At 65.8% G+C, this 23,999-nt stretch carries 21 protein-coding genes and 5 pseudogenes; 10 read left to right on the top strand and 16 right to left on the bottom strand.

The features are described from left to right. Positions 1-333: 333 nt before the first annotated feature. Positions 334-1,019 (bottom strand): annotated as a pseudogene (locus tag KUA19_RS37000) (IS6 family transposase). Between the two features lie 202 nt (positions 1,020-1,221). Here KUA19_RS37000 and KUA19_RS44250 point away from each other — a divergent pair. After that, positions 1,222-1,344, top strand: coding sequence for a hypothetical protein (locus KUA19_RS44250; RefSeq protein WP_302563598.1), 123 nt, complete (start codon positions 1,222-1,224; stop codon positions 1,342-1,344). Between the two features lie 127 nt (positions 1,345-1,471). On the opposite strand, the gene KUA19_RS36995 is transcribed toward KUA19_RS44250, so the two are convergent. After that, a complete protein-coding gene (locus tag KUA19_RS36995) occupies positions 1,472-1,858 on the bottom strand; it encodes a hypothetical protein (RefSeq protein ID WP_217403753.1) in 387 nt (128 codons plus the stop codon). Positions 1,859-1,956: 98 nt separating this feature from the next. Further along, positions 1,957-2,292, bottom strand: a pseudogene (ybiA, locus tag KUA19_RS36990) (riboflavin biosynthesis intermediates N-glycosidase); the annotation flags it as partial. A 113-nt stretch (positions 2,293-2,405) separates the two neighbouring features. Between ybiA and KUA19_RS36985 the strand changes: the two are divergent. Then, entirely contained in the window at positions 2,406-2,612 is a 207-nt protein-coding gene (locus KUA19_RS36985; protein WP_217403751.1) for a hypothetical protein, read from the top strand. On the opposite strand, the pseudogene KUA19_RS36980 reads toward KUA19_RS36985, so the two are convergent. The 4 genes and pseudogenes from KUA19_RS36980 to KUA19_RS36965 all read right to left on the bottom strand — a co-directional run bounded on the left by KUA19_RS36980 (position 2,609) and on the right by KUA19_RS36965 (position 5,857). Continuing rightward, positions 2,609-3,510: pseudogene (locus tag KUA19_RS36980) on the bottom strand (IS5 family transposase). The gene KUA19_RS36985 and the pseudogene KUA19_RS36980 overlap by 4 nt on opposite strands. 150 nt (positions 3,511-3,660) lie before the next feature. Then, positions 3,661-4,656, bottom strand: coding sequence for a hypothetical protein (locus KUA19_RS36975; RefSeq protein WP_443623191.1), 996 nt, complete (start codon positions 4,654-4,656; stop codon positions 3,661-3,663). Between the two features lie 28 nt (positions 4,657-4,684). Beyond that, positions 4,685-4,981 (bottom strand): annotated as a pseudogene (locus KUA19_RS45120) (leucine-rich repeat domain-containing protein); the annotation flags it as partial. 498 nt (positions 4,982-5,479) lie between these two features. After that, a complete protein-coding gene (locus KUA19_RS36965; protein ID WP_217403874.1) occupies positions 5,480-5,857 on the bottom strand; it encodes a hypothetical protein in 378 nt (125 codons plus the stop codon). An 84-nt stretch (positions 5,858-5,941) separates the two neighbouring features. Between KUA19_RS36965 and KUA19_RS36960 the strand changes: the two genes are divergently transcribed. Next, complete coding sequence (locus KUA19_RS36960) at positions 5,942-6,118, top strand: hypothetical protein (protein WP_217403745.1); 177 nt, start codon at positions 5,942-5,944, stop codon at positions 6,116-6,118. 302 nt (positions 6,119-6,420) lie between these two features. Here the strand turns inward: KUA19_RS36960 and KUA19_RS36955 are convergent, their stop codons facing one another. The 6 genes from KUA19_RS36955 to KUA19_RS36930 all read right to left on the bottom strand — a co-directional run bounded on the left by KUA19_RS36955 (position 6,421) and on the right by KUA19_RS36930 (position 13,420). Continuing rightward, a complete protein-coding gene (locus KUA19_RS36955) occupies positions 6,421-8,676 on the bottom strand; it encodes a toll/interleukin-1 receptor domain-containing protein (RefSeq protein WP_217403743.1) in 2,256 nt (751 codons plus the stop codon). Next, complete coding sequence (locus KUA19_RS36950) at positions 8,673-10,874, bottom strand: hypothetical protein (protein ID WP_217403741.1); 2,202 nt, start codon at positions 10,872-10,874, stop codon at positions 8,673-8,675. Before KUA19_RS36950 ends, KUA19_RS36955 begins: the two co-directional genes overlap by 4 nt. 152 nt (positions 10,875-11,026) lie before the next feature. After that, on the bottom strand, positions 11,027-11,713 hold the full coding sequence (locus tag KUA19_RS36945; protein ID WP_217403861.1) for an IS6 family transposase: 687 nt from the start codon (positions 11,711-11,713) through the stop codon (positions 11,027-11,029). Between the two features lie 178 nt (positions 11,714-11,891). Next, positions 11,892-12,194: a hypothetical protein gene (locus tag KUA19_RS36940; RefSeq protein ID WP_217403739.1), complete on the bottom strand. Its 303-nt coding sequence runs from the start codon at positions 12,192-12,194 to the stop codon at positions 11,892-11,894. A gap of 197 nt (positions 12,195-12,391) precedes the next feature. After that, positions 12,392-12,823, bottom strand: a complete 432-nt coding sequence (locus tag KUA19_RS36935) for a hypothetical protein (RefSeq protein WP_217403737.1) — start codon at positions 12,821-12,823, stop codon at positions 12,392-12,394. A 33-nt stretch (positions 12,824-12,856) separates the two neighbouring features. Continuing rightward, positions 12,857-13,420 (bottom strand): hypothetical protein, encoded by a 564-nt coding sequence (locus KUA19_RS36930; protein WP_217403735.1) that lies wholly within the window; start codon positions 13,418-13,420, stop codon positions 12,857-12,859. Positions 13,421-13,653: 233 nt separating this feature from the next. On the opposite strand from KUA19_RS36930, the pseudogene KUA19_RS43455 reads away from it, so the two are divergent. From KUA19_RS43455 to KUA19_RS36895, 7 genes and pseudogenes are all read left to right on the top strand, one after another. Next, positions 13,654-14,403 (top strand): annotated as a pseudogene (locus KUA19_RS43455) (DUF6245 family protein). Positions 14,404-14,510: 107 nt separating this feature from the next. Further along, positions 14,511-14,795: a hypothetical protein gene (locus KUA19_RS36920; protein ID WP_217403732.1), complete on the top strand. Its 285-nt coding sequence runs from the start codon at positions 14,511-14,513 to the stop codon at positions 14,793-14,795. 12 nt (positions 14,796-14,807) lie between these two features. Further along, positions 14,808-15,347: a hypothetical protein gene (locus KUA19_RS36915; RefSeq protein ID WP_217403730.1), complete on the top strand. Its 540-nt coding sequence runs from the start codon at positions 14,808-14,810 to the stop codon at positions 15,345-15,347. A gap of 214 nt (positions 15,348-15,561) precedes the next feature. Then, positions 15,562-16,152, top strand: a complete 591-nt coding sequence (locus KUA19_RS36910) for an HTTM domain-containing protein (protein ID WP_217403728.1) — start codon at positions 15,562-15,564, stop codon at positions 16,150-16,152. 97 nt (positions 16,153-16,249) lie between these two features. Next, positions 16,250-16,456: a transposase gene (locus KUA19_RS36905; RefSeq protein WP_217403726.1), complete on the top strand. Its 207-nt coding sequence runs from the start codon at positions 16,250-16,252 to the stop codon at positions 16,454-16,456. Next, positions 16,425-17,237, top strand: coding sequence for a transposase (locus KUA19_RS36900; protein ID WP_308167860.1), 813 nt, complete (start codon positions 16,425-16,427; stop codon positions 17,235-17,237). The genes KUA19_RS36905 and KUA19_RS36900 overlap by 32 nt, the downstream gene beginning before the upstream one ends. A gap of 127 nt (positions 17,238-17,364) precedes the next feature. Next, on the top strand, positions 17,365-18,573 hold the full coding sequence (locus tag KUA19_RS36895; protein ID WP_217403722.1) for a fibronectin type III domain-containing protein: 1,209 nt from the start codon (positions 17,365-17,367) through the stop codon (positions 18,571-18,573). A 370-nt stretch (positions 18,574-18,943) separates the two neighbouring features. Here the strand turns inward: KUA19_RS36895 and KUA19_RS36890 are convergent, their stop codons facing one another. From KUA19_RS36890 to KUA19_RS36880, 3 genes are all read right to left on the bottom strand, one after another. Beyond that, positions 18,944-20,080: a hypothetical protein gene (locus KUA19_RS36890; RefSeq protein ID WP_217403720.1), complete on the bottom strand. Its 1,137-nt coding sequence runs from the start codon at positions 20,078-20,080 to the stop codon at positions 18,944-18,946. Positions 20,081-20,094: 14 nt separating this feature from the next. Beyond that, the gene (locus tag KUA19_RS36885) at positions 20,095-23,058 is read right to left on the bottom strand and encodes a toll/interleukin-1 receptor domain-containing protein (protein ID WP_217403718.1); all 2,964 of its coding nucleotides are present in this window, start codon (positions 23,056-23,058) and stop codon (positions 20,095-20,097) included. Positions 23,059-23,309: 251 nt separating this feature from the next. Beyond that, positions 23,310-23,729 carry a tetratricopeptide repeat protein gene (locus KUA19_RS36880; protein ID WP_217403717.1) on the bottom strand — a complete coding sequence of 140 codons (420 nt, stop codon included), beginning with the start codon at positions 23,727-23,729 and terminating at the stop codon, positions 23,310-23,312. Positions 23,730-23,999: the final 270 nt, after the last annotated feature.

Genomic DNA, 23,999 nt, shown 5'->3' with positions numbered 1-23,999 from the left:
CGACGCGGCAGTGCGGAAACAGTTGACGACGGAAATGTGAAACCGACAAATTGCCTCTGTAACACTAATGGCATGACAAGCAGGGATAACGGACAATTTGTCCGAGTTATCGCCCGTGATTGTCGAGGGCCGCGCCGGGGTGGCGCACCGGTGTCCAGGCCTGGCGTCGATGGCGGCGATCGCGGCGGCCAGTTCGGGGTTGAACTTCCGGCCATGCAGAACCCGGGGCTCGTGGATTGGCGGCTGTCGCCTGGTTAGTTCGCCGCGGTCCCGCAGAGGTGCTGTTGCGTTCTCGGGTCACTGGACATGGTGGATCTTGGTAGTGGCGTCGGGTCAGATCGCCTGGGCGAGTTCGGCGAACGCGGCAACGACCCGCCGGGTGGGCGGAAGGTCGATCGAGAGTTCAAGTGTCCGCGGCGCAGGTTCTGCACGAAGGCGTGTCCGGCGATGACCACTTGCGCCGTGCTGTCGGTCCGTAGCCCGCGCATCGGCCTCAACCGGTGTTTGAGCTGGCTGTGATCGGCCTCGATCCGGTTGTTCGCATACTGGTCGACGTGATGCCACGCCTTCGGGACGAGGTCATCCAGCACGGCCGGGTAGACCGCGGCGGCGTCGGTGACCACCTCGGTCGGGGTCTTGAACCTCGACAGCGCCCTGCGGAAGAACCTGCGGGCCGCCGCGGCATCGCGGCGGGTGGACACGAGTACGTCGATGACCTGCCCGTGCTGGTCGACCGCCCGGTACACGTACCGCCACACCCCGCCGACCTTCACGTACGTTTCGTCGACGAACCAGCGGTCACCCGGCGAGTGCCGGCAGAACCGTGCGGCATCGGCCAGCAGCGGGTTGAACCGCTGCACCCAGCGGTAGACCGTGACGTGTTCGACTTCGACCCCACGCTCGACCAGCAGTTCCTCAACATCACGATAGGACAGGTTGAACCGCAGGTACCAACGCACGGCGACCACGATCACCTCCGCCGGGAATCGGAACCCGGCGAACGCCGACTTCGCAGGCAGCCACGAACGTGGACGGGGCGAGGACTTCACCGCTCGAGTGTGCCCACGAACACGCCAACGCTCAATGCAACAGCCCCAGTCATCCCGCAGGCGTGGCATCACGTCGAACGGTATGCGAACAACCCGATCAAGGCTGACGGACAGCCAGCTCAAACACCGCTTGAGACCGATGCGGAGCCTACGGACCGACAAGACAGCAGGAGTGATCATCATCGGACACGCCTTCATGCAGAACCTGCGCCGCGGGCACTACGAGATCGCCACCGACACCACGCCCGCCCGGCGGGTCGCCGCAGCGTTCGCCGAACTGGCCAAGGCGATCTGACACGAGACCGTCGCCAAGATCCACGATGTCTGACGACCCATGGATGCAACAGCACCCGCCGCATTCATGGCCCACGGCACATGAGACGCCCTCGCAAGTAGCCGATGAGCGGACCGCCCGGACGGACTCACTCTTGGGGGCCGTCTCCCGTTCGAGCCAAGCGCTCGCGACTCAGATACCGAACCGGCTTGCCGAGCGACTCCGCGTAGGCAATCTCCCGTCGGGTTGACTCACCTACGTAGCCGCCCGGATCCACGATGAACACCTCGTCAGCCATGCGAATCTTTTGGAAGTGCACGCTGGCCAGCCGTCCCTTCAGGTCCGAACTGTCGACTGTCCAGTCGTAGTCCGGCAGATCGGGGAGGCTGAACATTCCCAGGCTGATCACGACGCAACCTTCCATCGTGAGCCGCTGGTTGACCTCCGCGAACTCAGCCTCAAACTTGGTCGAGCCGCAGAGCGTGATGACCTTCGCCTCGCCCTCGGCCGACTGCGGCGCCTGCTGGTCCTCCATGAGGTTCATGATCGCTGAACGGCAGGACGAGTCCATCGCCGCCCCCTGGACGTCCGCTCATGCCGCGGACAGCGCGTTCGCGATGGTTGCGCTCAGTGCTATCGCCGCTGTTGGCGGCCCTGGGTGTTGGCGTTCTGGGTGAGGTCGGCGCGTAACTGGGTGCGGGTATGCATCAAGATCCGTCCGAGCATGTTCTTGCCGGTGCCACTCCGGCCACGTCCCCAGTAGTGGTCAGTGCCGGTGTCCTCGACGATCTCCTCGTCGCCGGTGTCCAACGGGACGGCGCGGATGTCGGCGTGAGCGGTGAACTTGGCCGTCACGGCCCGGCGCATCACGTCGTCTTTGACCCGTTCCCAGTCGCGGCGCAGCGGCCGGGACCGGTCGCGGCCCAGCTCGGCGGCCCGCAACGGGGTCGCCGTCCGCCGGATGAGTTCGGCAGTTGATTGCGTTCCTCAAAGCGAGGCTAGAGGCGGACGAGCATCATGCGGCTGCCCTGCTGTCACTCGCCCCTCCTGGCCAAGAGGTTCTCCTGGACAGCACCATTCCCATGATCGACATGATTCGTGAGGTGGCCGACCTCTACGCCCAAGTCGAATACTTGGGCGCACCCGAAGGTGCAACCGGAGGCAACGCCTTCGCCGCCGGTCTTGGCTTGGCGGTGAGGAAACTCTCGTTGATCTATCACGAGGCGGGCAACTACCGCGAGGAGTGGCGTCCAGTCGGCGGTGAGGACGGCTTGGGTAGCACGCGCTAGGTTTTGAGTCTCAGATCTTGACAGTCGGGTACGGCGCGTAGCCAGTCCAGGGCCTCGATGAGGTCGAGGGTGGCCGGTAGTGGCTGGCCAACTTGCCGAACCGGGTGGCGAGGCCGCGCCAGTGCTTGCGCCGGTAGAAGCCGCGTTCTACCTGGTTGCGTTTGCGGTAGGCGGCGCGGTCGAAGTTCGGTGGTCTGCTGCCGGTGCGGCCGCGCCGATTCCGGTTGGCGATCTGGTCGTTGGGCTGCGGGATGACCGTGGTGATGTCCCATGAACGCAGCAGCTGGCGGTTGGCTTTCGACGACTACGCCTTGTCTGCGGTCAACGAGTCCGGGCGTTTACGCGGGCGGTCCACACCCCCTGGTCGCGGCACCGCGACCTGCTTCAGCAACGGCGCCAGCTGGCGAGTGTCGGCGGCCTGACCGGGCGTGATCCGAGTCGCCAGCGAACGGCCGCGACCGTCGGACAGGGTGTGGATTTTGGTGGTCAGCCCGCCGCGGGAACGTCCGATCCCTTGCCGTGCCCGCGACTCGTCACGGTCGAGCCCCCTTTACGGGCACCGGACGCATGCTGGTGCACCCGGACGATCGTCGCATCGACCTGGGCGTCCCAGTCGATATCCCCGTCGGCCTCGGCGAGGGCGATGACCTGCTTCTTCAACATCGCCCAGGTCCCATCCCCAGCCCAACGCCGAAACCGCTGATAGGCGGTCTTCCAAGGGCCGCAGTGTTCCGGCAGGTCTCGCCATGGGTGAGCCGGTCCGCTTGATCCAGCAGATCGCGTTGACGGCCCGCCGGTGGTCGCGCCACTGACCGCCGCGAGCGGGCTGAACCGGCAACAACGGCTCCAGCACGGCCCACTCGGCGTTGCTCAGGTCTCCACGGCCATACCCGTCCAACGAACCAGATTCATGATCCGCGAGACGGAACCTAGCGGCGACAACCCGGCGAACATGATGCGGACAACTCGAGCAGCATCACAACAGCAGCAGTATCCAATATGGATGAACGCTACACGCCGTCACCGCCGGAAGTGATCCAGAGCCCAACTAACGGTTGGGTAGCTGTCGGTAGGCGCTGAGGTGTTCGGAGCACACGTAGAGGCTAAGCCCTTCCGGTGTGAGTAGGTGTGACAGACCGCCCCATCGCTGTTCTGGGTCGAGTCTGAGCATCATGGCGCGTAGGACGCGGTAGTCGGCGTCGGTCTCTGCGTAACCCGTGGGTGCGTTACCGGAGTTGTCCGTAACTTGGTTGGGGTCCTCTAGGCGGTCGGTGGGAGCATCGTCTAGGACTTGTTTGAACAGGTCAAGTTCGTCTGCGAGCCGTTGTTGCAGATCGTGCGCAGCGATGCCGAGAATCGGCCCGGCGTAGGGCACGGTGGCCCTGAGAAAGCGCAGAGTCTTTGCCATATACGGGCCGGCGGTGCGTAGCCATTCGGCAAGTTCTGTGACCTCGTAGCAGCCGGTGTCGCCAGGCAGCGGGTGCCAGGTTCCGGGTTCCTCGCAGTACAGCCGCAGCGTATGTATGGTTTTGCCGATTCTCCACTTTTTGGTAGGGGTGATGGTGAACACGCTAGGGCAGTGGGCACTTTGGCCCTGCTGGATCAGCGTGCCCATCCGCAGGTGGTTGCGCTGGGCGAGGCTGTTGTACTGCTTCAAATCGTCGTGCATCTGCTCGACCTTGGTGGCAAGCCGGCGTACGTCGTTAAAGGTGACGAGATCGCGTACGGGCGGGACGATACCGGTCAGCAGGCCGCCGACGTCGACCATGCCTTCGAGTTCCCTGCAGTAGATGTCGAGGTGACCCCGCCGAACCCGGTCGACTACTTTGGCATAGTTGAACTCCTCGTTGCATGACTTGTGGCCGCGGCAGGGCACCCATCTGGTGACCTTCAGCCCAGGGTAGCGGTCGAGGGTGAGGTTGAGGCCGTCGTCGAGCACGGCGAAGAACGGAGCAGGCATCGGTCCGCGCACTGTCAGCTCGATACGTCGGCGATGGGTGTCGGTCCGCAGCAGACCGAAGTGCTCGCCGTCGGAGTGGCGCAGTATCGGGTACGTGCGTCAGCCGGTTGCCGCCGAGGTTAAGCGTGGTGAGGGCCGTGAGGTTGCCGAGGCTATTGGGTAGGTGGGTCAGCTGGTTGCCGCCGAGGTACAGCGTGGTGAGGGCGGTGAGGTTGCCAAGCCACTCGGGCAACGCCTTCAGTTGGTTGGTGTTGAGGTGCAGGGTCGTGAGGGCGGTGAGGCTACTCAGGCTCTTTGGTAGCCATTCCAGTCGAAGATCTCCAAGATCCAGCTCTTGCCGAGTATTGATCTTGGCCGCCCTAATGCGATCTTCTGCCTTTTGTAGCGCCGCGCTCTCAACTGGGCTCATCGGTCAGTGGCCTCCTGGGCGTGCTGCATACCGAAGGTCTTAATCCTTCCAAAACCGGAGAGGGAAGCCGCCGGTTACGCAACTACCCGACAGACGAATGATCGCCATTAGCCGAAGATCGTTCAGGTTTGGCTAAACAGCCAAACGTACAACCAAGCCCACTGACCCAACGGGCGTTCTACCTCTACACTCGCCGACAATCTCCGCAGTTCCCCGATCCCATGAGACGCCCGTCGACAAAGCGTGTCAAGTTTGCAATGCGGGGGTTGGTTTACAACGGTAGATCGTTATGTCGTTCGCGTTGCCGCTGGTAGTGGCTGTGGCGGGCTTGGGCTTGTCGGCGTCGGCGGTAGCGCGACCACACCAGTCGCAGGGTGACCTGCAGGGTTCCAAAACTCCGGCACATGGTCTGAGCTGGGACCTTTCACGCGGCGTTCGTACTCATTGATCAGTCCGCCGAGACGGGCTGTCGTTTGACCCGTTCGAGGGCGAGGTCGACTACGGGCCGGTCCGAGCGCGGCGGCTGCGTTGCAGTGCCCGGTGTGGGCGCCGCCCGTTGTAGCGGCGGGCGCAGCGGTCTATGCGGCTTCCTACCTCCATCACGAAGAACACGTACAGGCGCTGCAACGTGAGCACGCAGTCAACATGAAAGAAGTCGCACGCCAGCATGGTGGCGGCCTGGGCGCGCAGGAACCGTCGCCAGGTGGTGCGGTCGCGGCGTACCGGTGCCGGCGGTACGCCCGCGCGTTTGAGAATCCGCCCGATCGTGGAGACGCCGATGTCGTGACCGAGGCTGGGCAGCTCACCGCAGATCCGCTGGTAGCCCCAGCCCGGGTTGTCTCGCGCCAACTGCTCGACCAGCCGCGCAACCGCCACGTCGACCGGCGGACGGCCCGCCGGCGAGGGTGAGTCCAGCGGCGGGCGACCAGCCGCCGATGCCAGGCAAGCACCATTGCCGGCGTGACCAGACGGTGGACCCGCAGCGCTCGAGGCAGCATCCGGATCAGGGCGGCCAGCACCACACGGTCGGCCCAGTCCAGCCGCGGCTTCGCATTCGTCCGGCGCAGCACCGCATTCTCGTGCCGCAAGACCAGGATCTCCACGTCCTTGGCCGTGCTGGAAGACGACGGCGGCTGACCGCGTCGAGGAGTTCGAACAGGGCGTCGGGCCAGCATGTGAAGCAGTCGTAGCCATCGTTGCGGAACCGGCGAAGTTTCACCCTGGTCACCGACACGGGCCAGGGTGATACTGCCGGTAGTGGCCATCGCGGCCCTCCGAGTAAGCGGGGAAGCTTACCTCGAATATCGCCGCGACGGCCGCTTCTGTCATTCCCCGCAGCGAGGGTCAAAAGCCAAGCTCACGTTAAAAGGGAACCTGAGAAGCACTCAAGCATCACGTCGGTGTCGTCCGGTAGAGCGGCACCTACCGATGCATGGTCGCTACGGCGCGAACGTCGGGCCTGGTGTGGGGGTTTCGCTGGTGAGGCCGAGGTTTCGCGCGCGGGTCAAGCGGTCGGCGGCCACCGTTGCCAGTTCCTTGTTGCTCAGGCAACCCCCGCAGAACGCCACCCGTTGCGCCATGCCTGCATCCGTCACCATGATCAGGTCACCAGTGGGCAGGGTAAGCATGTCCCGAACCCTGCCCACCAGCGTGTCGACTGTCAGCGCGGGCGTCACGTTCTTGGTCGGGTGCAGGATCACTGTTCCGTCGCTGTAGCCGATCGCGAACCCGGCTCCGTCACGGTCGAATACTGCGGCGTTGGCGACGATCGACGCGTGGGGGGGTTCCAGAACCACGTTCCATGTCCAGCTCGTGGTGTCGTCCCATTCGCCGCCCGCGTTAAGTAGCGCGACCCGGGTGCATGTTCCCAGCCCTGAACCGTTGCCGACGGCGAGCGCAGCGTGTCCGTTCGGGGCGAGCGCGATGCGGGCGATGGCTGCGCGGCATTCGCTGCGAAACAGAGACGTCGCATCGCTGTCGGTGACGGCGAGGACGTGTCCCGACTGGTCGCCTACCAACGTCTCGCCACTCTGCATCGCCTTGACGCCGTACACGCCGCCGATGCCGACTGTGCGTTTGTCGGCGATGGTAGCGGTGGAGGTTGCGATCGTCAGCAGCTCGCCGCCGATGCACGGTAGGTAGAACGATGCCTGGTCGCGGAAACTGGGACGGCCTGGTGCACAGTCGGCCACGTCGTAGGCGCGTGGCGCGGCGGTGCCGGCAAGGTCGACGATCCACTGGTGGTTCTGGCCGCTGGCTGCGGCGAGGCTGCCGTCCGGGGAGGCAGCTGCGGAGAGGATGGTGTCGTCGAGGGTACGGGTGGCCAGCACTCGTCCGGTCGCGGCGTCCACCTCAGTCAGGGTGTGTTCGCTGACCAGCCACACGGCGCCTGGGTCGCGGGCAGGCAGTACGGAGTTGTAGGCGACGGTCGGGTCGTCGGCGATCGTGGAGGTGTCGCCGATGGGCCAGCTGATGACATGGCCGGGGCTGAGTCCCCAGATCCGGTGTCCGTCGGCGGACCAGGCGAGCGCGATGACGGGTGCTGGGGCGCCTCGCAGTGTTGAGCGGATCTGGCCGGTACGTATGTCGATGATCTCGACATGGTCGCCGACCGCGGCGGCGATCATGCGCTGGTTGGGTGATGGTGTGATCGCGTGGGGAGCGGCGGTGAAGGTGACGATCCGGTTCAGCTGCCCGCCGCGGTGTACTTGTACTTGGGCGGTGCGAGGCACTGGTGTGACGGTGACGTTCGCGGGTGTGGCGACCGAATGGGTGGCCGGAGGGGCGACGGGTGTGGCCGAGCGTGTGTCGGCTGCGGTGGCTTTCCTGCCCCAGTAGCTGCCGTGCCTGTCGGTGATGACGACGTCGGAGCCGACCGGTGTCGTGGCGAATATTGTCGCCGCGGCGGGGACGGTGAAGGCATCTGACGGTACCGGGTCATGCAGTGCGGCCTGCACGACCAGGGCGTGGACCTGTGCTTCGTCACCGCTGAGCCCGGCGGCGATGGCCAGGCCGCGATACGGGTCGGTCCGAGCGACGGCGACCTGCTGCAGGGACGTCGCATAGGCGGCGGCCTGGCGGTCGTTGGTCGAGTCGACGAGGTTCTTGGCCGCTATGAATCCCCGGGCTACACCCACACCCACTGCTGTGAGGAGGACGAGCGCCATGACTCCGGCAGTGCGGCTGTTGGCTCTGGTGCGGCTGGCCCGCAGGAAAGTGCGTTCGGCTTCTGTCAGCGCTGGCGCGATGGTTGTCGCGCGGCGAAGCCAGCGGGCCTGCCACCGGTTGGCCAGCGCCCGGCGTGGACGTCCGGCCCGGTCCCAGTCGCGTGCCTGTACTCGTAGGCTGGTGCGGATACGCCGTCGCGGATCGATCCCGGCCAGGGTTTCAGCGATGTGCGCTGCCGCGACGGCGGCGTCCTGACCGACCGTGACCTGGAATCTGGGTTTCGCGCCTTTCACGGCCAGGGCGAGTTCTGCTGCGCAATTCGACGACTCCCGGAACTCCGGCGAGTCGCAGATCAGGAAAAGGTCGGCTTCGTCGATGGCGTCTTGCACTTCGCTCAGCCATGGCAGCGACGCCGGGATGTCACGCTGGTCGATCCAGGTCGGGAGTTTGCGGGTTTCCAGCTGGGTCAGCAGCGCACGGACCCAGGCGCCGTCCTGGCGGCTGTATGAGATGAAGATGTGGTTCACGACACGCTGCCGATCGGCCGGGCGCACTCGCGGATGCCCAGCAGTTGCCTGGTCTCGCTGTCCATGAATTCCAGCTGATGGGTGCTTAGGCAGCCGGTGAAACGCTGTTGGAACGTCTCGATGAGACCGGTATCGGTCACGCAGTCCGCACACGACGGCACCGCCCACGTCTGACCGGATGCCGACTGTACGATCGGCCCAGACGCCCACCCGGCTGCGATCACCGCGGCCCTGTCCGGGGTGTGCCATCGCACGACCACCACGGCGCCGCCGGGATTCGACAGGTCGATGACGAGCACGGAGCCGTCGTCTGCCCCGACGAGGACCTGGCGTCCATCAGCGGACACGGCGACCGCCGCGGCGGCGGAGGCGAGCGGCTGCAGCGCCTGCGCGGAGCCGGCCGCCTGCCACCGGACACGCACCTGGCTTCCCTCGGCGACCACGCTGGTCCCCCCGGCTGACGACGTCCGAGTCCGCACCAGCCCGCCCTGCGAACCGATGGGTCCGGACGGTAGGTGGACGAAGACCATCGTCGTCTCACCGAAACAACTCAGCTCATCCGACCCGGCCACACCGCGCACCTCCCGGATGCGTGGCACGTCATGACACACCATCCCGAGCGGTTCAGCCCGCGGCAGGTAGTAGACCTCCGCCCGCCGGTCGGTGCTAAACACCACTCCCACCTCGGGTGCTACCCATGCGAATCCGACCACCCCGGCCGGGACCACGATGCCGGTCGGGGTAGCACTCGTGCCCGTGCCGAACCGCCAGAACTGGCCGTCGGCACCCTCCACGATCGCCTGACGGCCGTCGGGTGCGATGTCACCGGCAGCGTCCTCGGCCGCCGCGATGACGCCAGACGCCACCGTGCGGCCCGTCATCAGATCGATCATGGCCATGCGGTCGGCCGCCTCTCGCACTAACGCCACGCCACCGCCACTGGGCAGCGCCACCACAGCCGTGACCTCGCTGTAGGTGGCGACCACCGTCAACGCTCCATCCGCCATATCCATCAGGCCGATACGCCCGTCGAGCATGCGGACCGCCGCCGTCTGGGAGCCGTTGAGCCGGGCCCGGAGGTATTCGTCGTGTCCCGGCAGCGCCCGCACCGCCCGAGCGCGCAGGTCCACGACCGCGGCACCGTAACGGCCGACGACCAGCGCCGTTTCGTCATCCGCCGACACCGAGACATCCCAATACACCACCGGCAGGTCAACCGTCCACTGGATCTGCGACGTGCGGATGTCCAGGACGGCGAGCGCCGACACCGGCCCATCGCGAAACAGCACGGCCGCGTGCCGGCCTTCGTGGAACAGAACCACGCTGAGTTTGGCTTCGATCACGCTCGCGTCGCCGATGGTCCACGGCTGGTTCAACGTCTCGAGCAGTGTTGCCCGAGCGAGCTGCTGTTGCGGGGGTGATCCGTTGCGGAGCAGAGCGGCGGCGTTCGCCGCAGTCCATTCCGGCATTTCGGCTACGAGGATCGGCTCGCCCGTGGTGGCGATCGCCTCATGGTTGTTGAAACCGCCGCGGCGGATCAGCGGATAGGCTACGGCTGCGATCAGCACCGCGGCTGCGACCACGGCGGCCAGCACTGTCTGGCGCACGCGCAGGTTGCGTCGCCGGCGTTGCGACACGACCAGTGAGCGCCGCACGAAGTCGGCCATGGACGCTGACACGCCGCCGGTGCGGTCGCCGGCGATGTCGTTCAGGGCATCAGCCATCTGGCGTGCCCGGCGGTAGTCGTCGATGACCATCGCATCGGGTCGGCGTGCCGACTCCCACGCGGTGGCCTGGTACGACAGGTCGCGGATGAGCTCACGCCGGGCAGGGTCGGCATACAAGGCGGCCAGCAGAGCGCCGAGAGTCGCTGCCGGGACGGCCGGTTGCCAATCGAGCCAGTTCAACCTGCGCAACGGCTCGGGCACCAGTTCGGCGTCGAGAGCGCCTACTCGCAGCGGCACGACTCTGCCGGCGAACTCTCCCGGGCCGAGCCAGGCGGGATCTGCGAGTGCCTCGGCGGACAAGATCACCACTACCGCTTCGGCGTGGCCGTCCGCAGGCGGACGTGACACGCCGGCGCGGGTAAGCCAGTCATCGACGTGTCGCGCCACATCGTGGTCGCTGGGGTGCGCGACGATGCGAGCAGAAAACCCTCCGTCGCGTGGTGCCTGCGGTGCCGATCCGTGTTTCACCATCGCCCCCTCTGGCTCACACGAAAGACTGCCAATCCGGCCTGGCCCACCGCATCCGCTCGATGGCCGTAGACGGTTGCCGATCGGATGCCTGCCGCCGGCGCCGTTGCGTTATCGGGTCACTGGACATGGTGGATCTTGGTGGTTGCCTCGGGTCAGATCGCCTGGGCGAGTTCGACGAATGCGGCTGCGACCCGCCGGGTGGGCGGAAGGTCGATCGAGAGTTCGTAGTGTCCGCAGCGTAGGTCCTGCATGAACGCGTGTCCGGCGATGATCACTTGCGCCGTGCTGTCGGTGCGTAGCCCGCGCATCGGTCTCAACCGGTGTTTGAGCTGGCTGTGGTCAGCCTCGATCGGGTTGTTCGCGTATTGCTCGACGTGGTGCCACGCCTGCGGGACGAGGTCATCCAGTACGGCCGGGTAGACCTCGGCGGCGTCGGTGACCACCTCGGTCGGAGTCTTGAACCTCGACAGCGCCCTGCGGAAGAACCTGCGGGCCGCGACGGCGTCGCGGCGGGTGGACACGAGCATGTCGATGACCTGCCCGTGCTGGTCGACGGCCCGGTACACGTACCGCCACACGCCGCCGACCTTGACGTAGGTCTCGTCGACGAACCAGCGGTCACCCGGCGAGTGTCGGCAGGACCGCGCGGCGTCGGCCAGCAGTGGGGTGAACCGCTGCACCCAGCGGAACACCGTGACATGATCGACCTCGACGCCCCGCTCGACCAGCAGCTCCTCAACATCGCGGTAGGACAAGCCGCTGCGCAGGTACCACCGCACCGCGACCACGATCACCTCCGGCGGAAACCGGAACCCGGCGAACGCCGACCTCGCAGGCAGCCACGAACGCGAACGGGACGAGGACTTCACGGCTCGAGTCTGCCTCGATCACGCCAACGCTCAATGCAACAGCCCCTCACCGAGAAGTACCAAGGTATCTCCGAAAACGACGGCACATTGCGGCAGGTCGAAGGCGGTGGGGGCGACACGCCTCTTGTGGATGCTCCGGCACCGATCATCAGTGACGACCGGGGTTGCTGCCGGGCGGACGTGACATCGAGGCCGCTGCCCCGTTGAGGTGAGAAACGATCAACGACGGGGGCAGGATGGCGCAGACACGGGACCAGCAGATCAGCACTGTCGGGCAAGGGCTGGCCGTCGGTTGCGCGGCCCTGAAAGTCCACCGCAGCAGCCAGATGATCGAGCAGGCTTTCGCGCGGGCCTGGCGGGACTGGCCGCACGAGGCCGTGTTCGGCGGCATCCGCACCGAACTGACCCGCAGCGACATCACGCCCATGCTCACCGACAGCGTCCGCTGCATGGGGCGTCGGGCCTATTGGCAGAGCGTCAGGGCGGTCGGATGGCGTCCGGTGCTCGTCGACGACTGGACACCGCAGGAGATCGCTGAGCACATCGCCGACGGCGTCGGCGCCGACCCGGCGGTCACCCTCTACGACTGGATGGACCTGGCGCGCCGGTTCACCTCCCGGCCGACGCGCCTACAGAGCCACGGGCGCGTCAGCCCGGCTGGCCGTCGACGGCCCACTGCGGATACGCGTACGGGGTGTGCTCCTTCCCGGCCAACCGGTCGGCGACGTGCTGGAACTCGGCGACCGGCACGAGGCTGGCTGCGCGTTGCTGACCGGCCCAGGTCATCCAGGCATCGGGCAGCGCCGTGGCGGGTGGGCCGGTTGCGGCGGCGAGCTGCTCGACCGTCGAACCCGAGAATGCGGCCCGGTGCAGCATCTCGCCCAGGCCGTGCCGCACCGCTGCTGCCAACGCCGCGGTGACCGCCAACTCCTCCAGCTTACGGGACAGGCCCGGCCCTTCAAGCAGCTGACACAGGTGTTCGCGTCCGGCGCCGGGCGGCTGCTCGGCCCACCAGCGGGCCAGCTCGCCACGCGACATGGCTGCGGCGTTGTCGAACGTATGGGCCACCGCAGGCCGCACGGCCGTGGCCGTCGGGCCGGGAGTCGACGTTCGTCACCGAGTCCGCAGTGCCCGCCAACGGGCGTGCTCGGCCACGGTGGTCGCGTCGACCGTGACATCACCGGCGCCGACGAGGCGGACCTGTCCGGTCGTCTGGAGCGCGGCCACCGCGCCCCGGGCGACGTCGACGCCCACCCGCGCCCGGCTCGCCACGGCGGACAGCGTGACCGGCCGAGCCGCCGTGCCCAGCTCGACGAGAACGGCGTCGACCAGCTTCACGGCGGGCAGATCGAGCAGCTGCGCGCCCGCCGGCGTCGCGGGCGCAGCCGCCGACGTCGTCGACGGGCGGTCGAGTTTGGTCAGCAGCTGGCGCAGCAGCCAGTCGATCCGGGCGTGGTCGCGTACCGGCAGCGTCCCGTCCCGCAGCTGCTCCTCGAGTACGCGCAACGCCCGTTCCCAGCCGCCCAGGTCGCTCGGCCACGGCGCGATCCGCTCGACGACCCGCTGTGCCGGCACCGCGGCGATGCGCCCTGCGTCGAGGTCGGCCAGGCGTCGCCGCTCGGCGGTGCGCAGCTCGTAGGCGCGCTGGCGGCACCCCTGCTTGCAGTAGCGCGGCACCTTGCCCCGGCCCGAGTAAGCGACCGGACCCCGACACCACCCACACGCCTGCTGCAGCACCCTTGTCGGGCGACATGAAAATGGCAGTGCCTGGCGACACGAAATTGGCGGTAGGTCAGGGCTGTTGCTCGACTGCGTCGCGCTTCGGGCGGACCGATAGTCTCTGCGGACATGAGCGGCGTAAGTGATGAGGGTGGAGAGCCCCGGCCACGGTGGAGCAGATCACCGCAGCGATGACAGCGCTGGGCATGTACACGGGGGCGGGCACTGCCGCCGAGCACGCAGAGCAGGCGGGCAGGCTCGGCGGTGCCGAGGTGTACCGGGTGCGGATGGCCAACGCGCTGTTGGGCATGGTCCAGGGCGAGCGCCTGCTGGCCGACTCGGTTCCGTTGGACAACACGTCGCGACACGCGGCGTGAGAGCAGCAGATCGACTCCGCCGGAGCCGGCGACGACCCGGTCAAGCGGGTCGAGTTCATCCGCTGGCAGGTCCTGCGGGCCGCCACGCCACTGCGGATCATCGCCTAGCAGCGGGAAGCCGGACCGAACCCGGTAGCCGCCGCCCACGCGGCTGAGGGCCTGCACGTCCTGCTCGGAGTGATCGCCGCCAGCCAGACCGCGATCGCCACCGGCGACGTCGAGACGCTCGCCGCGCAGGCGCCGCAGCTGCGCGCCGCCCGCGAGTCCCTCGACCTGGCGATCTGGGACGCGCAATGTCACCAGCAGTCATCGGAACGGATCTGCGTGGAACACGCCAAACGCCGAGCACAAGCAGTGGCGCACCCTCCAACGCTTCTTCGGACGCCGCGAAGACTTCGACGAGACCTACGCGGCCGTGGCCGCACTGGTCTCCGACCGCGCCGCCCAGAGGGATCACTCACCAGACAACCCGCCAGGCCAGCACGCCCCGACCTCAATCGTGCACCACACCGTAAGCGCTCAGGTACGGACCCACCATCAACAGGCGGAGCCCAACTCCGCTAAATACCGACGCCGCGCTGACTGAACAAAACCAGGCCTCAGTTGTTTGACGAACACCTACGCATATGCTGAGATAATCGGGCTAACCTAACTGAAAGGATATAAGAAATATGAAAAACGGCAGACTGTGGCCGAGCGAGCTGGCGGCGCTCGATCTCACCATCACTGGGATGCAGAGTGTCGGAACCCGGGTTGGAGACGTCCACAAGGACGATGATCCGCGAATGCAGATGGCGACAGCCGTGGCCGATGCCCACCATCCATTCGTCGACCTGACTGAGAACGACCGCGAGATCATCCAGCAGATCAAGGAACTGGCGGGGCGACTGGAGTCGCGGACGACACTATCGGCCTTGGTCGAAGCACGCGGGCAGATCGTGGCTGGCGGGCGCTAGCTGGAGGCCGGTATGGGCCTCGGCCCAGTCGTTTTGAGTATGATCCTTAGCGCCTGGTGGCTGGCGAGTGCGGTCAACCAGATCGAAGGTTGGTCGGTAGTGAAGCGGCTGCGTCGTTGGGACGGGCTTTCATTGCTGCCGCGGTGGACGTTCTTCGCACCGAACCCGGCTCAAGCCGACGTACGGTTGCTCTGGCGCGACGAAGTGGCTGGTAGCTGGCTGCCGTGGCAGGAATACCGGACACCGTTTGGGTCGCGATGGTGCCGTTGGATATACAACCCGGACCTTGTTCCGAACAAGGCAATCCACGACCTCAGCGAGTCGATCGCCAAGACCGCCACGAACCTGGGCGACCGAACCGTGACACTGTCCGCCCCATACCTCGCGCTGCTGGCAATCGTCATGGATCTACCGACGTCGGCTGGCACGCAGTCCCGCGAGTTCGCGATCGTTCGAACGGCTGGCTTGGCCGGCCAGCGGATGCTTGAAGTGTCGTTCGTGTCCGACCCACACGTTGTGGAAACGCTGCAGGCGTGCGCCGATGTTCGTTGACGCCGGTTCGGTCGCGAGCCGGCTCGTGTTCGTCGGCTGTCTTATCGAGGCGGTGGAGGGGGTCCGGTTAGGCTCCACATTCGGTGACCGCGGGATCTTCTCGCGAACTGTCCTCGGACTACTCACGTCAGCTCCCGGGAAGCGGCGCGGATGGACTGGCCGTCTCTCCAGCATCTTGGCCACCCGTGGAGCGGAGCGTGCGGTGCTGGTTGCCATGACGACGCAAGCCGCTGCCGCGACGACCGTGCTGGCAGTCGGCACGTATGCGATTCTCGGCAAGGTAGCTGTGTTGACCTGCCTGGCCACCGGAGGATACTTGCGATTCCGGCGCGGCATCGGCGGCAACGGCGCAGACCAGCTCACTTTTATGGTCCTCGTTACATTCGCTCTGGTGTTACTTGCTGGCGCCGGACCGATGACCCAACGCGCCGGAGATGTCTTTATCGCCGCTCAACTCTGTCTCGCGTACTTCGCCTCTGGCTTCGCGAAACTGGTTTCCCCCGTCTGGCGAAGCGGCCAGGCTATCGTGGGTATCCTCGCGACAGAAGGCTTCGGCATGCCGTCAGTGGCGGCACGATTGGCCACACTGCGTTGGCTGGCTTGGCTGATGTGTTGGACCGTCATCCTCTGGGAATGCACGTTCCCCGTCGTACTGATCGCTCCCCCACCGGTGACTTTGGCCCTTCTCGCCTTCGGTGTGGTCTTCCATGGTGGATGCGCGATAGCCATGGGGCTCAACCGGTTCGCCTGGGCATTCTGTGGGTGCTACTCCGCGGTGCTGGTTGTGACCACGACAAATCTGTGACGGGGTCAGCCCACGTTATAAGACCCCATCTCATGTGGTGCTAATGCGGCATGTGATGCAGCATGTCGATTGTGGATTCGGATGGGTTGCTCGATGGGTGCCCGACCGGTTGTGGGAGATCACGGCGCCGTTGATCCCGCCCGCGCCGCGGCGCTTGCAGGGCGGCGGGCGGCGTAGACGTGACGACCGGGCGATCCTGGCCGCGATCTTGTACATGACCGAGGCCGGGTGTTCCTGGCAGGCGCTGCCGATGGCGATGTTCGGGGTCAGCCGTGCCACCACGCACCGCAGGTTCACCGAGTAGACCGCGGCCGGGTTGTGGACCAGGCTGCACTACCGGGTCCTGGACCTGCTGGGTGCGCAGGGTGGGCTGGACTGGTCTCGGCGGTGGTCGACTCGATCAGTGTCCGGGCGCAAAAGGGGGCGAGCTGACCGGGGCGAGTCCGGTCGACCGCGGCAAGCCCGGCAGCAAGATCCATGTCATGTCCGACCGTGCTGGGCTGCCCCTGGCCGTACTGATCTCCGCCGCGAACACCGCCGACACCCACGTGCTGTTGCCGCTGCTGGACTCGGTCACCCCGATCCGCTCCCGGCACGGCTGGCCGCGCCGCAAACCCGCCAAGCTGCACGCCGACAAGGCCTACGACAGCATGCACTGCCACAGCGTCATCGGCCACGTCGCCACGGGTCGAGGCGCCGCGGACGGACGGCTTACCGGCCAGGCTGTCTCATACATCGTCAACCGCGCCGCACACCTGGCTGAGATCGACCCCGCCGCCTGCTGGTCCAGCCATGCGCTGCGCAGCGGCTTCGCCACCAGGCATACCGTGCGGGAGCCGATCCGCTGCGCCTTGCCCGGCACAGCGGCTGGCGAGTTCGCCGTCACAAAATGGCTTAGCGGCGCCCCGACGCGGTCGCCAAGGCTCACGCCGAGTTCACCGCCCTGTCGGCCGCCAGCCGGTAGTGCAGAGGAGTCCGGTCGCCCGTGCAGTCGACCTCGGAAACTGACAGTCCAGGCTGTAATGGCCTCAGGCTTCAGGAAGCTGCGACAAACATCCCTCCACCTCGCACCCGGGGAGCATTGATCGACACGTGCAAGCCGGGAACTTCGATCTCAAGCCGCAACTGTTCGGAATGATTGTTGCGGTCGGAGCGTGCCTCGCGTGTTACACGGCTCTCGAACCCTGGCTGGCGTCGTCAAGGACCCGGCGCTTGTGGTCCTTGGCCCTCTCTGCCGTAGTGGTTGGTACCGTTACCTTTGTTTGGCCCGACCCGACCCCGCCGCCACCAGCCTCATTCGCCGCCGATGCGGCTTTCGACAGCGTGACCCTCCGCTGGTCTCCGTCTCCTCGGGACGAGGAGGTCGCCGCCTACGAGCTCTACCGCGATGACACGCGGATCTTCTCCGGCCGCACGACGTCCGTCACGGACACGGATGTGTCGTCTGGAGGAGCCTACGTCTACACGCTGAAGGCGATCAGCACCAAGGGAAAGACCTCCAGGCCAGTTCAGGTCCCAGTCACGGTACGTACCAAGTCCAGCGAGTTTCAGCCACCGAAGCACCTTGTCGTGAACGCGCTCCCTGGGGGTCAGATCGGCCTGGCATGGTCTCCACCAGCAACAGCTGCGCAGAACGTGCGGTTCAGTGTCTTCCGCAACAAGATCAAAATCGGCGAAACCGCAAATCTGTACTATATAGACGATACTCGTGACACTAGATCGCCGATCAGCTATACCGTCCGAGCCGTCGACTTTGCAAACAACGCGGAGTCGATCGACAGCGTAGCCGTATCGATCACGACCTTGGCACCAGGACGCACTCCGCAGACACCGCCCCCGCCCCTGAATCTTGCCCAGGCCATCACCGGCGACGGTGCGCTACGCCTCACTTGGGAACCTCCAGTCGGCGGCATCGCGCTCATCGCCTACCGCGTCTATCGAGACGGGCAACTGATCGGTTTGGCCGCGGGAACCAACTTCGCCGTCAACGACTCAGAACTCGGATCAGACGCCGCCTACACCGTGCGGGCCCTTTATGTAGGCGGCCAGGAGTCATCCGACTCCGCGCCCGTGAACATCTTCGCCAAGGCCGCATTTAGTGTGACCGACTGCGCGGCCACCCTGTCGGTGACGATCAAGGGCAAGGTCAACGGGAGCCTTTGGTTGCTGATTCAACCGCTGAACTCCTCTCGGTACTTCCCCTTCCCGACGCCTGGAGTAAAGAGCGGTAACGAATGGCGGTTCGATGGCGTTTCAGTCCCATACAGCGGGATATACCGCGCCTGGTTCATCGCGCTCACTCCCCCTCAGTCCGCAGCCTTGATGAGAGCAGCAGTGGTGGACGGAAGCGTGGACAACCTTCCCTCGTCGCCGACCATCAGGTCCCTGCCCCTGTACAAGTCCGGTGCAGATTGTTCGTAGCCTCCGCCGATGCCTGGTGCCCCGATTGCAGGCCGGCCGCGGCACGTCCAGCGCGGCTGCGCCGTCGCATTCATCGGACTGGGCGTCAAATTGGCGCTGTTCTGGCCAGACGGTATGCTGCGGCCGGACTTCCGACGGGGCTGTTGCATTGAGCGTTGGCGTGATCGAGGCAGACTCGAGCGGTGAAGTCCTCGTCTCGTTCGCATTCGTGGCTGCCCGCGATCAGGCCAACGCTCAACGCAACAGCGCCCGTCAGCCATGCCGTCGATGCTGTGCCCTGAGTCGAAGCGCTTCTGAAGCTCCTCGATCGCGACGGCCAGGTCGTGTCGCACGACGCGTCTCGCCTGACCGCAACCAGTTCATTGAGTCGCTAATTCTCTTCGCGAGGGACGAATGCGACCACCTCGTCAGCGACAAGAACTTCACCGGTGTCGGTATGTAGGTACAAGCGGCCCGTCAGCCGACCAGCCGGGTGGTGGACCAGGTCGAACTCAACCTTGTCGCCTTCCAACTGGAAGACAGTGCCAGCGTTCATCGTCCATTCGCTCAGCCAGTGTGTGGTGGAAGGGCTCATCGCGGTGCCCTTGATCGTGTAGACGGTGGCGGCCTGTGGCGGCTCCTGGGCGTCATCGTCGCGATGTATCGCGGGTACGATCGACGCGACCGGTGTGTCGTCTGACATCCGACCGAGCCCGACCACATAGATGTCTCCGAGTGACTCCGGGGACTCGATCCGACGCACGGTGCCATGGGTCAGGTCAGCGTCGAGGATCCCGTCGGCGCGCAGCCCGCCGTCGGTAGTGAGTCGCGTCGCGAGGTAGGCATGGTCGTTGATGACGTGGGTGAGGCGAGCGTCGAACACTTCGAACGCCGATTCGAGCCGGTCGACATACCGGGACAAGCCATCTGTGTCCACGACGTAGATCCGCGGGCCGGAGGAAAGGTCGTTCTTCTCGCGCGGGTCCCATCCGGTCACGACGGCGTGGGTTCTTGATGCGGCAAGGATCGACGTGCCGTCCGCCGGTACCCGGTCACCGTGCAACCTGAGCAGTTCCGGCCGCTGTGCACCAGGCGTGAACAGGTACAGCGCGGAACCGTCGAGGCTGATTGCGGCAATCTTGTCATTGAAGATCGTCATTCCGGAACAGGAACAGTTCCAGATCTGCTGGTGGCCGTCCGCAATGGTGTGCACGTGAATCTGCCTGCCCGTCGACCAGGCCAGATACTTCCCACCGCCGAGCCACCCCGGCCCGCCGACATCAACGCCTTCATATTCCGGATGGAATGTCGCAACCTTGACCTTGGTGCCATTAGCCGTCGCCGTCCACAAGCCATCTGCCGAAAGGTAGGCGACAAGTGCCTGATCGGGAGGCGATACCTTGGTTGGGCTGACCGACGAGACGCCGGCCAAGCCAGGTTGCTCCGACTCGTCACACCCCGACATCATGGTCGCCGCCAGGACGAACCCGACGGCCAGCGCCAACGTGACTCGCCCGGTCTGGATCATCAAACCCCCTCTGGTCATTCGAAGGACTCGCACACCGGCGTGTACTCAAGGCCTGCTTCCGCAGGCACATACGTCTTCCACTCGTCAGCCGTGAGACGACGCCCAGCCAGGCTGCACATCTGCGTATTCCAGGAGATCGTCCCGACGCGCCACAGGTTCGTATGAAAATCGACGCTGCTTTCCGCACGGTCGGTAGAGGCGGCCAGTGCGGCAAGGGTCTGACCGTCCGGACTCCAGGCAATGGCTCCACTCGCCCGGCCGATGGGATCTATCAGCGGCGGTAGCGCCAGCGTGCCGGTGCCGGTGTCGACGATCAGTATTCGGCCGTCCGCCAGGGACGCGGCCAAACGCTTTCCGTCGGGGCTGAAGGCCAGCTGCGTCTGGCCGCCTCCCAGGTCCAGCGGAATGCTGCGCACGACCGTCATGTCCTTCGAGTCACGTAGGACCAGGCCGTTCGCGTTCGCCGTGGCGACTTGCGAGGCATCGGCACTGACAGCGGCGGCCGTCAGGCCAGGCCCGACGTCGTAGGTGCAGGAGGCACCGCTCGCCAAGTCGACAACAACCAGGGAACGCCGCCCGGCGAGGGCCGACCCACAGCCGGGCGTGGCAGCCGTGACAGTGGTGACCGCCAGGGTCCCGCGCTGCGACACGGACAGACCACTGCCCGCACCGACCGAGATGACGAATTTCGGCTCGACACTGTCGATGCTCCAACCAGCTATCTCGCTCGCACCACGGGCGACCACCATGCGCGCGCTGGCTGAGCCACCCAGTGCGTCAACAGCCGTCATGCCGGCAACCGTCAGGTAGGTCGGAACCGGATCATCGACGCGCCAGACCAGGACTGCCGAGCGTCCCTTGCTCACCTGCCCAGCGGCAGCAACCCAATCCTCCCCCACGGCAGCGCCGGTGAGCACCAGACTCTGGCGGTATCCTCCCGAGGTGACAGGCATGGCGTACTCAACCACGCTCTCATAGACCCAGCCTTGGTAAACGATGTCGAACCATGCCTCGTAGCTCTCCCCCGCGTAGGCTTCGATCGGCTTCGCCGCGCCAGGACGAACTACGCGGACAACGGAGACCCCACCGCCGCCGGTGGTCTTGTCGCCCAGAAGTAGGTTTCCGCGCGGATCGAACGCCACGACAGCCGATCCCCGGGCGGCCTGATAGGAGAGGCGACGGTTGTCCACGTCCAGGAGTGACACGGTGCCGTCACCATGGGCGACAGCAAGTGCGGAGGTGAAGTTTCCGAAGGCCAGGATCGCCGCAGAGCGACCTACTGGTTCAGCACGCGGGAGCGCTGGCGGTACGGGCATCGGATCGCCCGTGTCGATGAGATAGCGCACTACGGATTGGTTGCGCAGAGGCACCAGCGCTGTGCCGGCTTTCGATCCGAGCGCCAGGACGGTGCCATTGCCACTCGCCGCAACCGACGTGATGGCGTCGGTGACGCCCCCAAGAGGATAGGCGATCCGACTGTGTCGTCTGCGGTCCCACAGAACCGCGCCTTCCGTGGTTCCGACAACAATTACTTTCGAATCGGTGTCGGGCACAGTGGCCGCGACCGTGGCGGATGCGGGTAGATCGCTGTTGCGTACCGCGACGCCGACTGTTGCGTGGTCAGCGTCGACGAGCAGCACGTCTGATTGATCGGTTACGAGCAGGAACGTGGTGCCCTGCACGAAGGTGCTGCTGACTGGGCTGCCGGACCGAATACTCACGCCCGAGAGGTCATGGCCGTCGGTGCTCCGGTAGGTGGCCAGTGAGGCATCTGACAGGACGGTTCCCGTCGTGATGTCCCAAACGATGATGCGGCCGGATGAGTCCGCCGCGAACACCCGTGCGCCGCTGCTCATGAACCCGAACCCGACTGCCGCGAAGTCGGCAGTCGGCGCTGAGGAGCTCAGCCGCTCGAGCTCAGCTAGTCGGTTGTCGTCGTTCCTGCTCCACAACCATGCAGTGCCGCTGCGGTCGATGCCCGTCAACAGATCTTGCTCGTCGTCGAAGGCCAGCTTGATGATCGCCTGATCGGTCTTGTACTCGCCGAGGAGCTCACCGCGTTGTAGATTCCACACGGTCACTCCGCCATCCCGCCCAGCAACGAACGCGGTACCGTCCGTATCGGTGACGAGATCAGCGATGCCTGAGGCATCTGCACTGAAGGTGCGTACTGTCGGACCGTTGCGCTGAGCGAGTTCGACCATCGCCGAGACGGTGTTGGCCGAAGGATCGAGATGGTGTGCCTCCAGCGCCAGCAACGCGGCCAAGCTCGAATCAGTGCGGCTGTCCGTCGCCAGAGCGGTAAGGGTCGCCGCCGCCCGCTGCACCTGCTCATCCCGCACTGTCTGCCGCTGCCGAACGACATAGATTCCCAACGCCGCGACCAGCACCGCAATCACGACGATCGCACTTATAGTCGCCGTTCTGATCCGCTGGTGGCGCCGTTCCAGGGCGTCCTTATTCTCACCGCGTATCGTCGCGGCCAGCGACGCAATCGCGTCCGGGTCGACCTTGCCACGCCCCGGCGAATCCTGCCGGAAGATCGACTTCCACAGCCAGGGACTGGGAAAGAGACCCTCGAACACGTCTCCCGACAACGCCGTGGTCCGGCTCCAGTCGAAGTCCTCGGCGCCTGCGGGCCATTCGATGATCCCCCCGGCTCGCACGATCAGGATGCGATCAAGTGAGCCCTCTTCATGTTTTCTGTTGGATATCCACCACCGCAGTTCCTGCGTGACCCACGCCGAGCCAGCCGAGCTCTCCGACGCGAGCAGGATGAACCAGTCGGACCGGCCCATGGCGTCAAACAACGCGTCGGTCAGCGAGCCATCCGATCGCAGGTTGGTCTGATCCCGGAACACTCGCACCTTGCGCCTGAACAGGCGTGACGAACCATAGCGCTCCAGCCGCCGTTGAAGCATCGCGGCGACCTTGGCATCGTCGCGGCTGTACGACAGGAATGCGTTGAAGGCGGTCACCATTCAGACCGCGCCGACCGCTCGGCAACGGAATGCCCGGGCGTGGAGCCGCGCCCCGGGGAGCATCGGCGGCTGATCGCAACCATGTCCGCATTCTGCCAGCGCACCCAACCCGCAGCACCGGCCCTTAGCAGTCATCTGACCGCCCGAAAGCGGATACATGTTGGACCTCATGACCATAGCTTTTCGTGCCACACAGGGGGCAGTGCGAGTCATGCCCGTTCACTGTGACGTCTGGCCGACGCACCGACCTACCGGACGACTACGGATCGCTGTCCTTGCTGCTGTTGGTAGTCGCCATCCACGTTGGCGATTTGAGTCCGGGATCGCCAGTGGACGAGCGAGCTGTGCGTTCTTGCGCTTTCGGGGTGCGTGGGGCCGAACAGCCGGATCAGATCCTCGTAGAGTGCACGCAACTCGGCAGCCGCTGTGACCGGATCGCCCGACTGACCGCGCCAGTGAGCGAGCATGCCGCGAGTCGCGAGCGTATGTGGATGGTTCGGACCAAGAATGCCCAGCTTCGTGGCCAGTAGGTCCTCGAGCGCGACGACCGCGCCCACGTGGTCTCCCGCTTGGCCCCGCCATTGAGCGAGGTTGCCCTGGATGACGAGTGTGTCGGGATGAAGCGGGCCGAGCAGCCTGGCCTGAGTCTCGTAGACTTCGCGAAGCATGGCGGCGACGCGGCTCGGTTCCCCTGACCGGCCCCACCAGAATGCGAGGTATCCGCGAGTACTGAGTGAATCCGGGTGATCGGGCCCGAGGACGTGCCGCTGATGTTCATAGAGCTCGTCGGACGCTGTTGCGTTATCGGATCGCCGGGCATGGTGGAGCATGGTGAAGGCCCTCGGGTCAGATCGCCTTGGCGAGTTCGGCGAACGCTGCGGCCACCCGGCGTGCGGGAGCGAGGTCGCTGGCGAGTTCGTAATGTCCGCGGCGCAGGT

Origin of the sequence: Catellatospora tritici, assembly GCF_019083965.1 — a bacterium.
In the GTDB taxonomy this organism is placed as follows: domain Bacteria; phylum Actinomycetota; class Actinomycetes; order Mycobacteriales; family Micromonosporaceae; genus Catellatospora; species Catellatospora tritici.
Note: the sequence above shows the minus strand (reverse complement) of the source record. Positions and strands in the feature narration are given on the sequence as shown.

What these genes read in the sequence shown, in the direction of transcription:
- KUA19_RS36940 (WP_217403739.1), bottom strand. Translation starts at nt 12,194, where the DNA reads ATGCAGCGGACGCTGTCGGTGAGCATGGGCGTGATGTCGCTGCGGGTC.
- KUA19_RS36950 (WP_217403741.1), bottom strand. Translation starts at nt 10,874, where the DNA reads ATGGTGAAACACGGATCGGCACCGCAGGCACCACGCGACGGAGGGTTT.
- KUA19_RS36880 (WP_217403717.1), bottom strand. Translation starts at nt 23,729, where the DNA reads ATGCTTCGCGAAGTCTACGAGACTCAGGCCAGGCTGCTCGGCCCGCTT.
- KUA19_RS36995 (WP_217403753.1), bottom strand. Translation starts at nt 1,858, where the DNA reads ATGGAGGACCAGCAGGCGCCGCAGTCGGCCGAGGGCGAGGCGAAGGTC.
- KUA19_RS36910 (WP_217403728.1), top strand. Translation starts at nt 15,562, where the DNA reads ATGACGACGCAAGCCGCTGCCGCGACGACCGTGCTGGCAGTCGGCACG.
- KUA19_RS36985 (WP_217403751.1), top strand. Translation starts at nt 2,406, where the DNA reads ATGATCGACATGATTCGTGAGGTGGCCGACCTCTACGCCCAAGTCGAA.
- KUA19_RS36915 (WP_217403730.1), top strand. Translation starts at nt 14,808, where the DNA reads ATGGGCCTCGGCCCAGTCGTTTTGAGTATGATCCTTAGCGCCTGGTGG.
- KUA19_RS36890 (WP_217403720.1), bottom strand. Translation starts at nt 20,080, where the DNA reads ATGATCCAGACCGGGCGAGTCACGTTGGCGCTGGCCGTCGGGTTCGTC.
- KUA19_RS36920 (WP_217403732.1), top strand. Translation starts at nt 14,511, where the DNA reads ATGAAAAACGGCAGACTGTGGCCGAGCGAGCTGGCGGCGCTCGATCTC.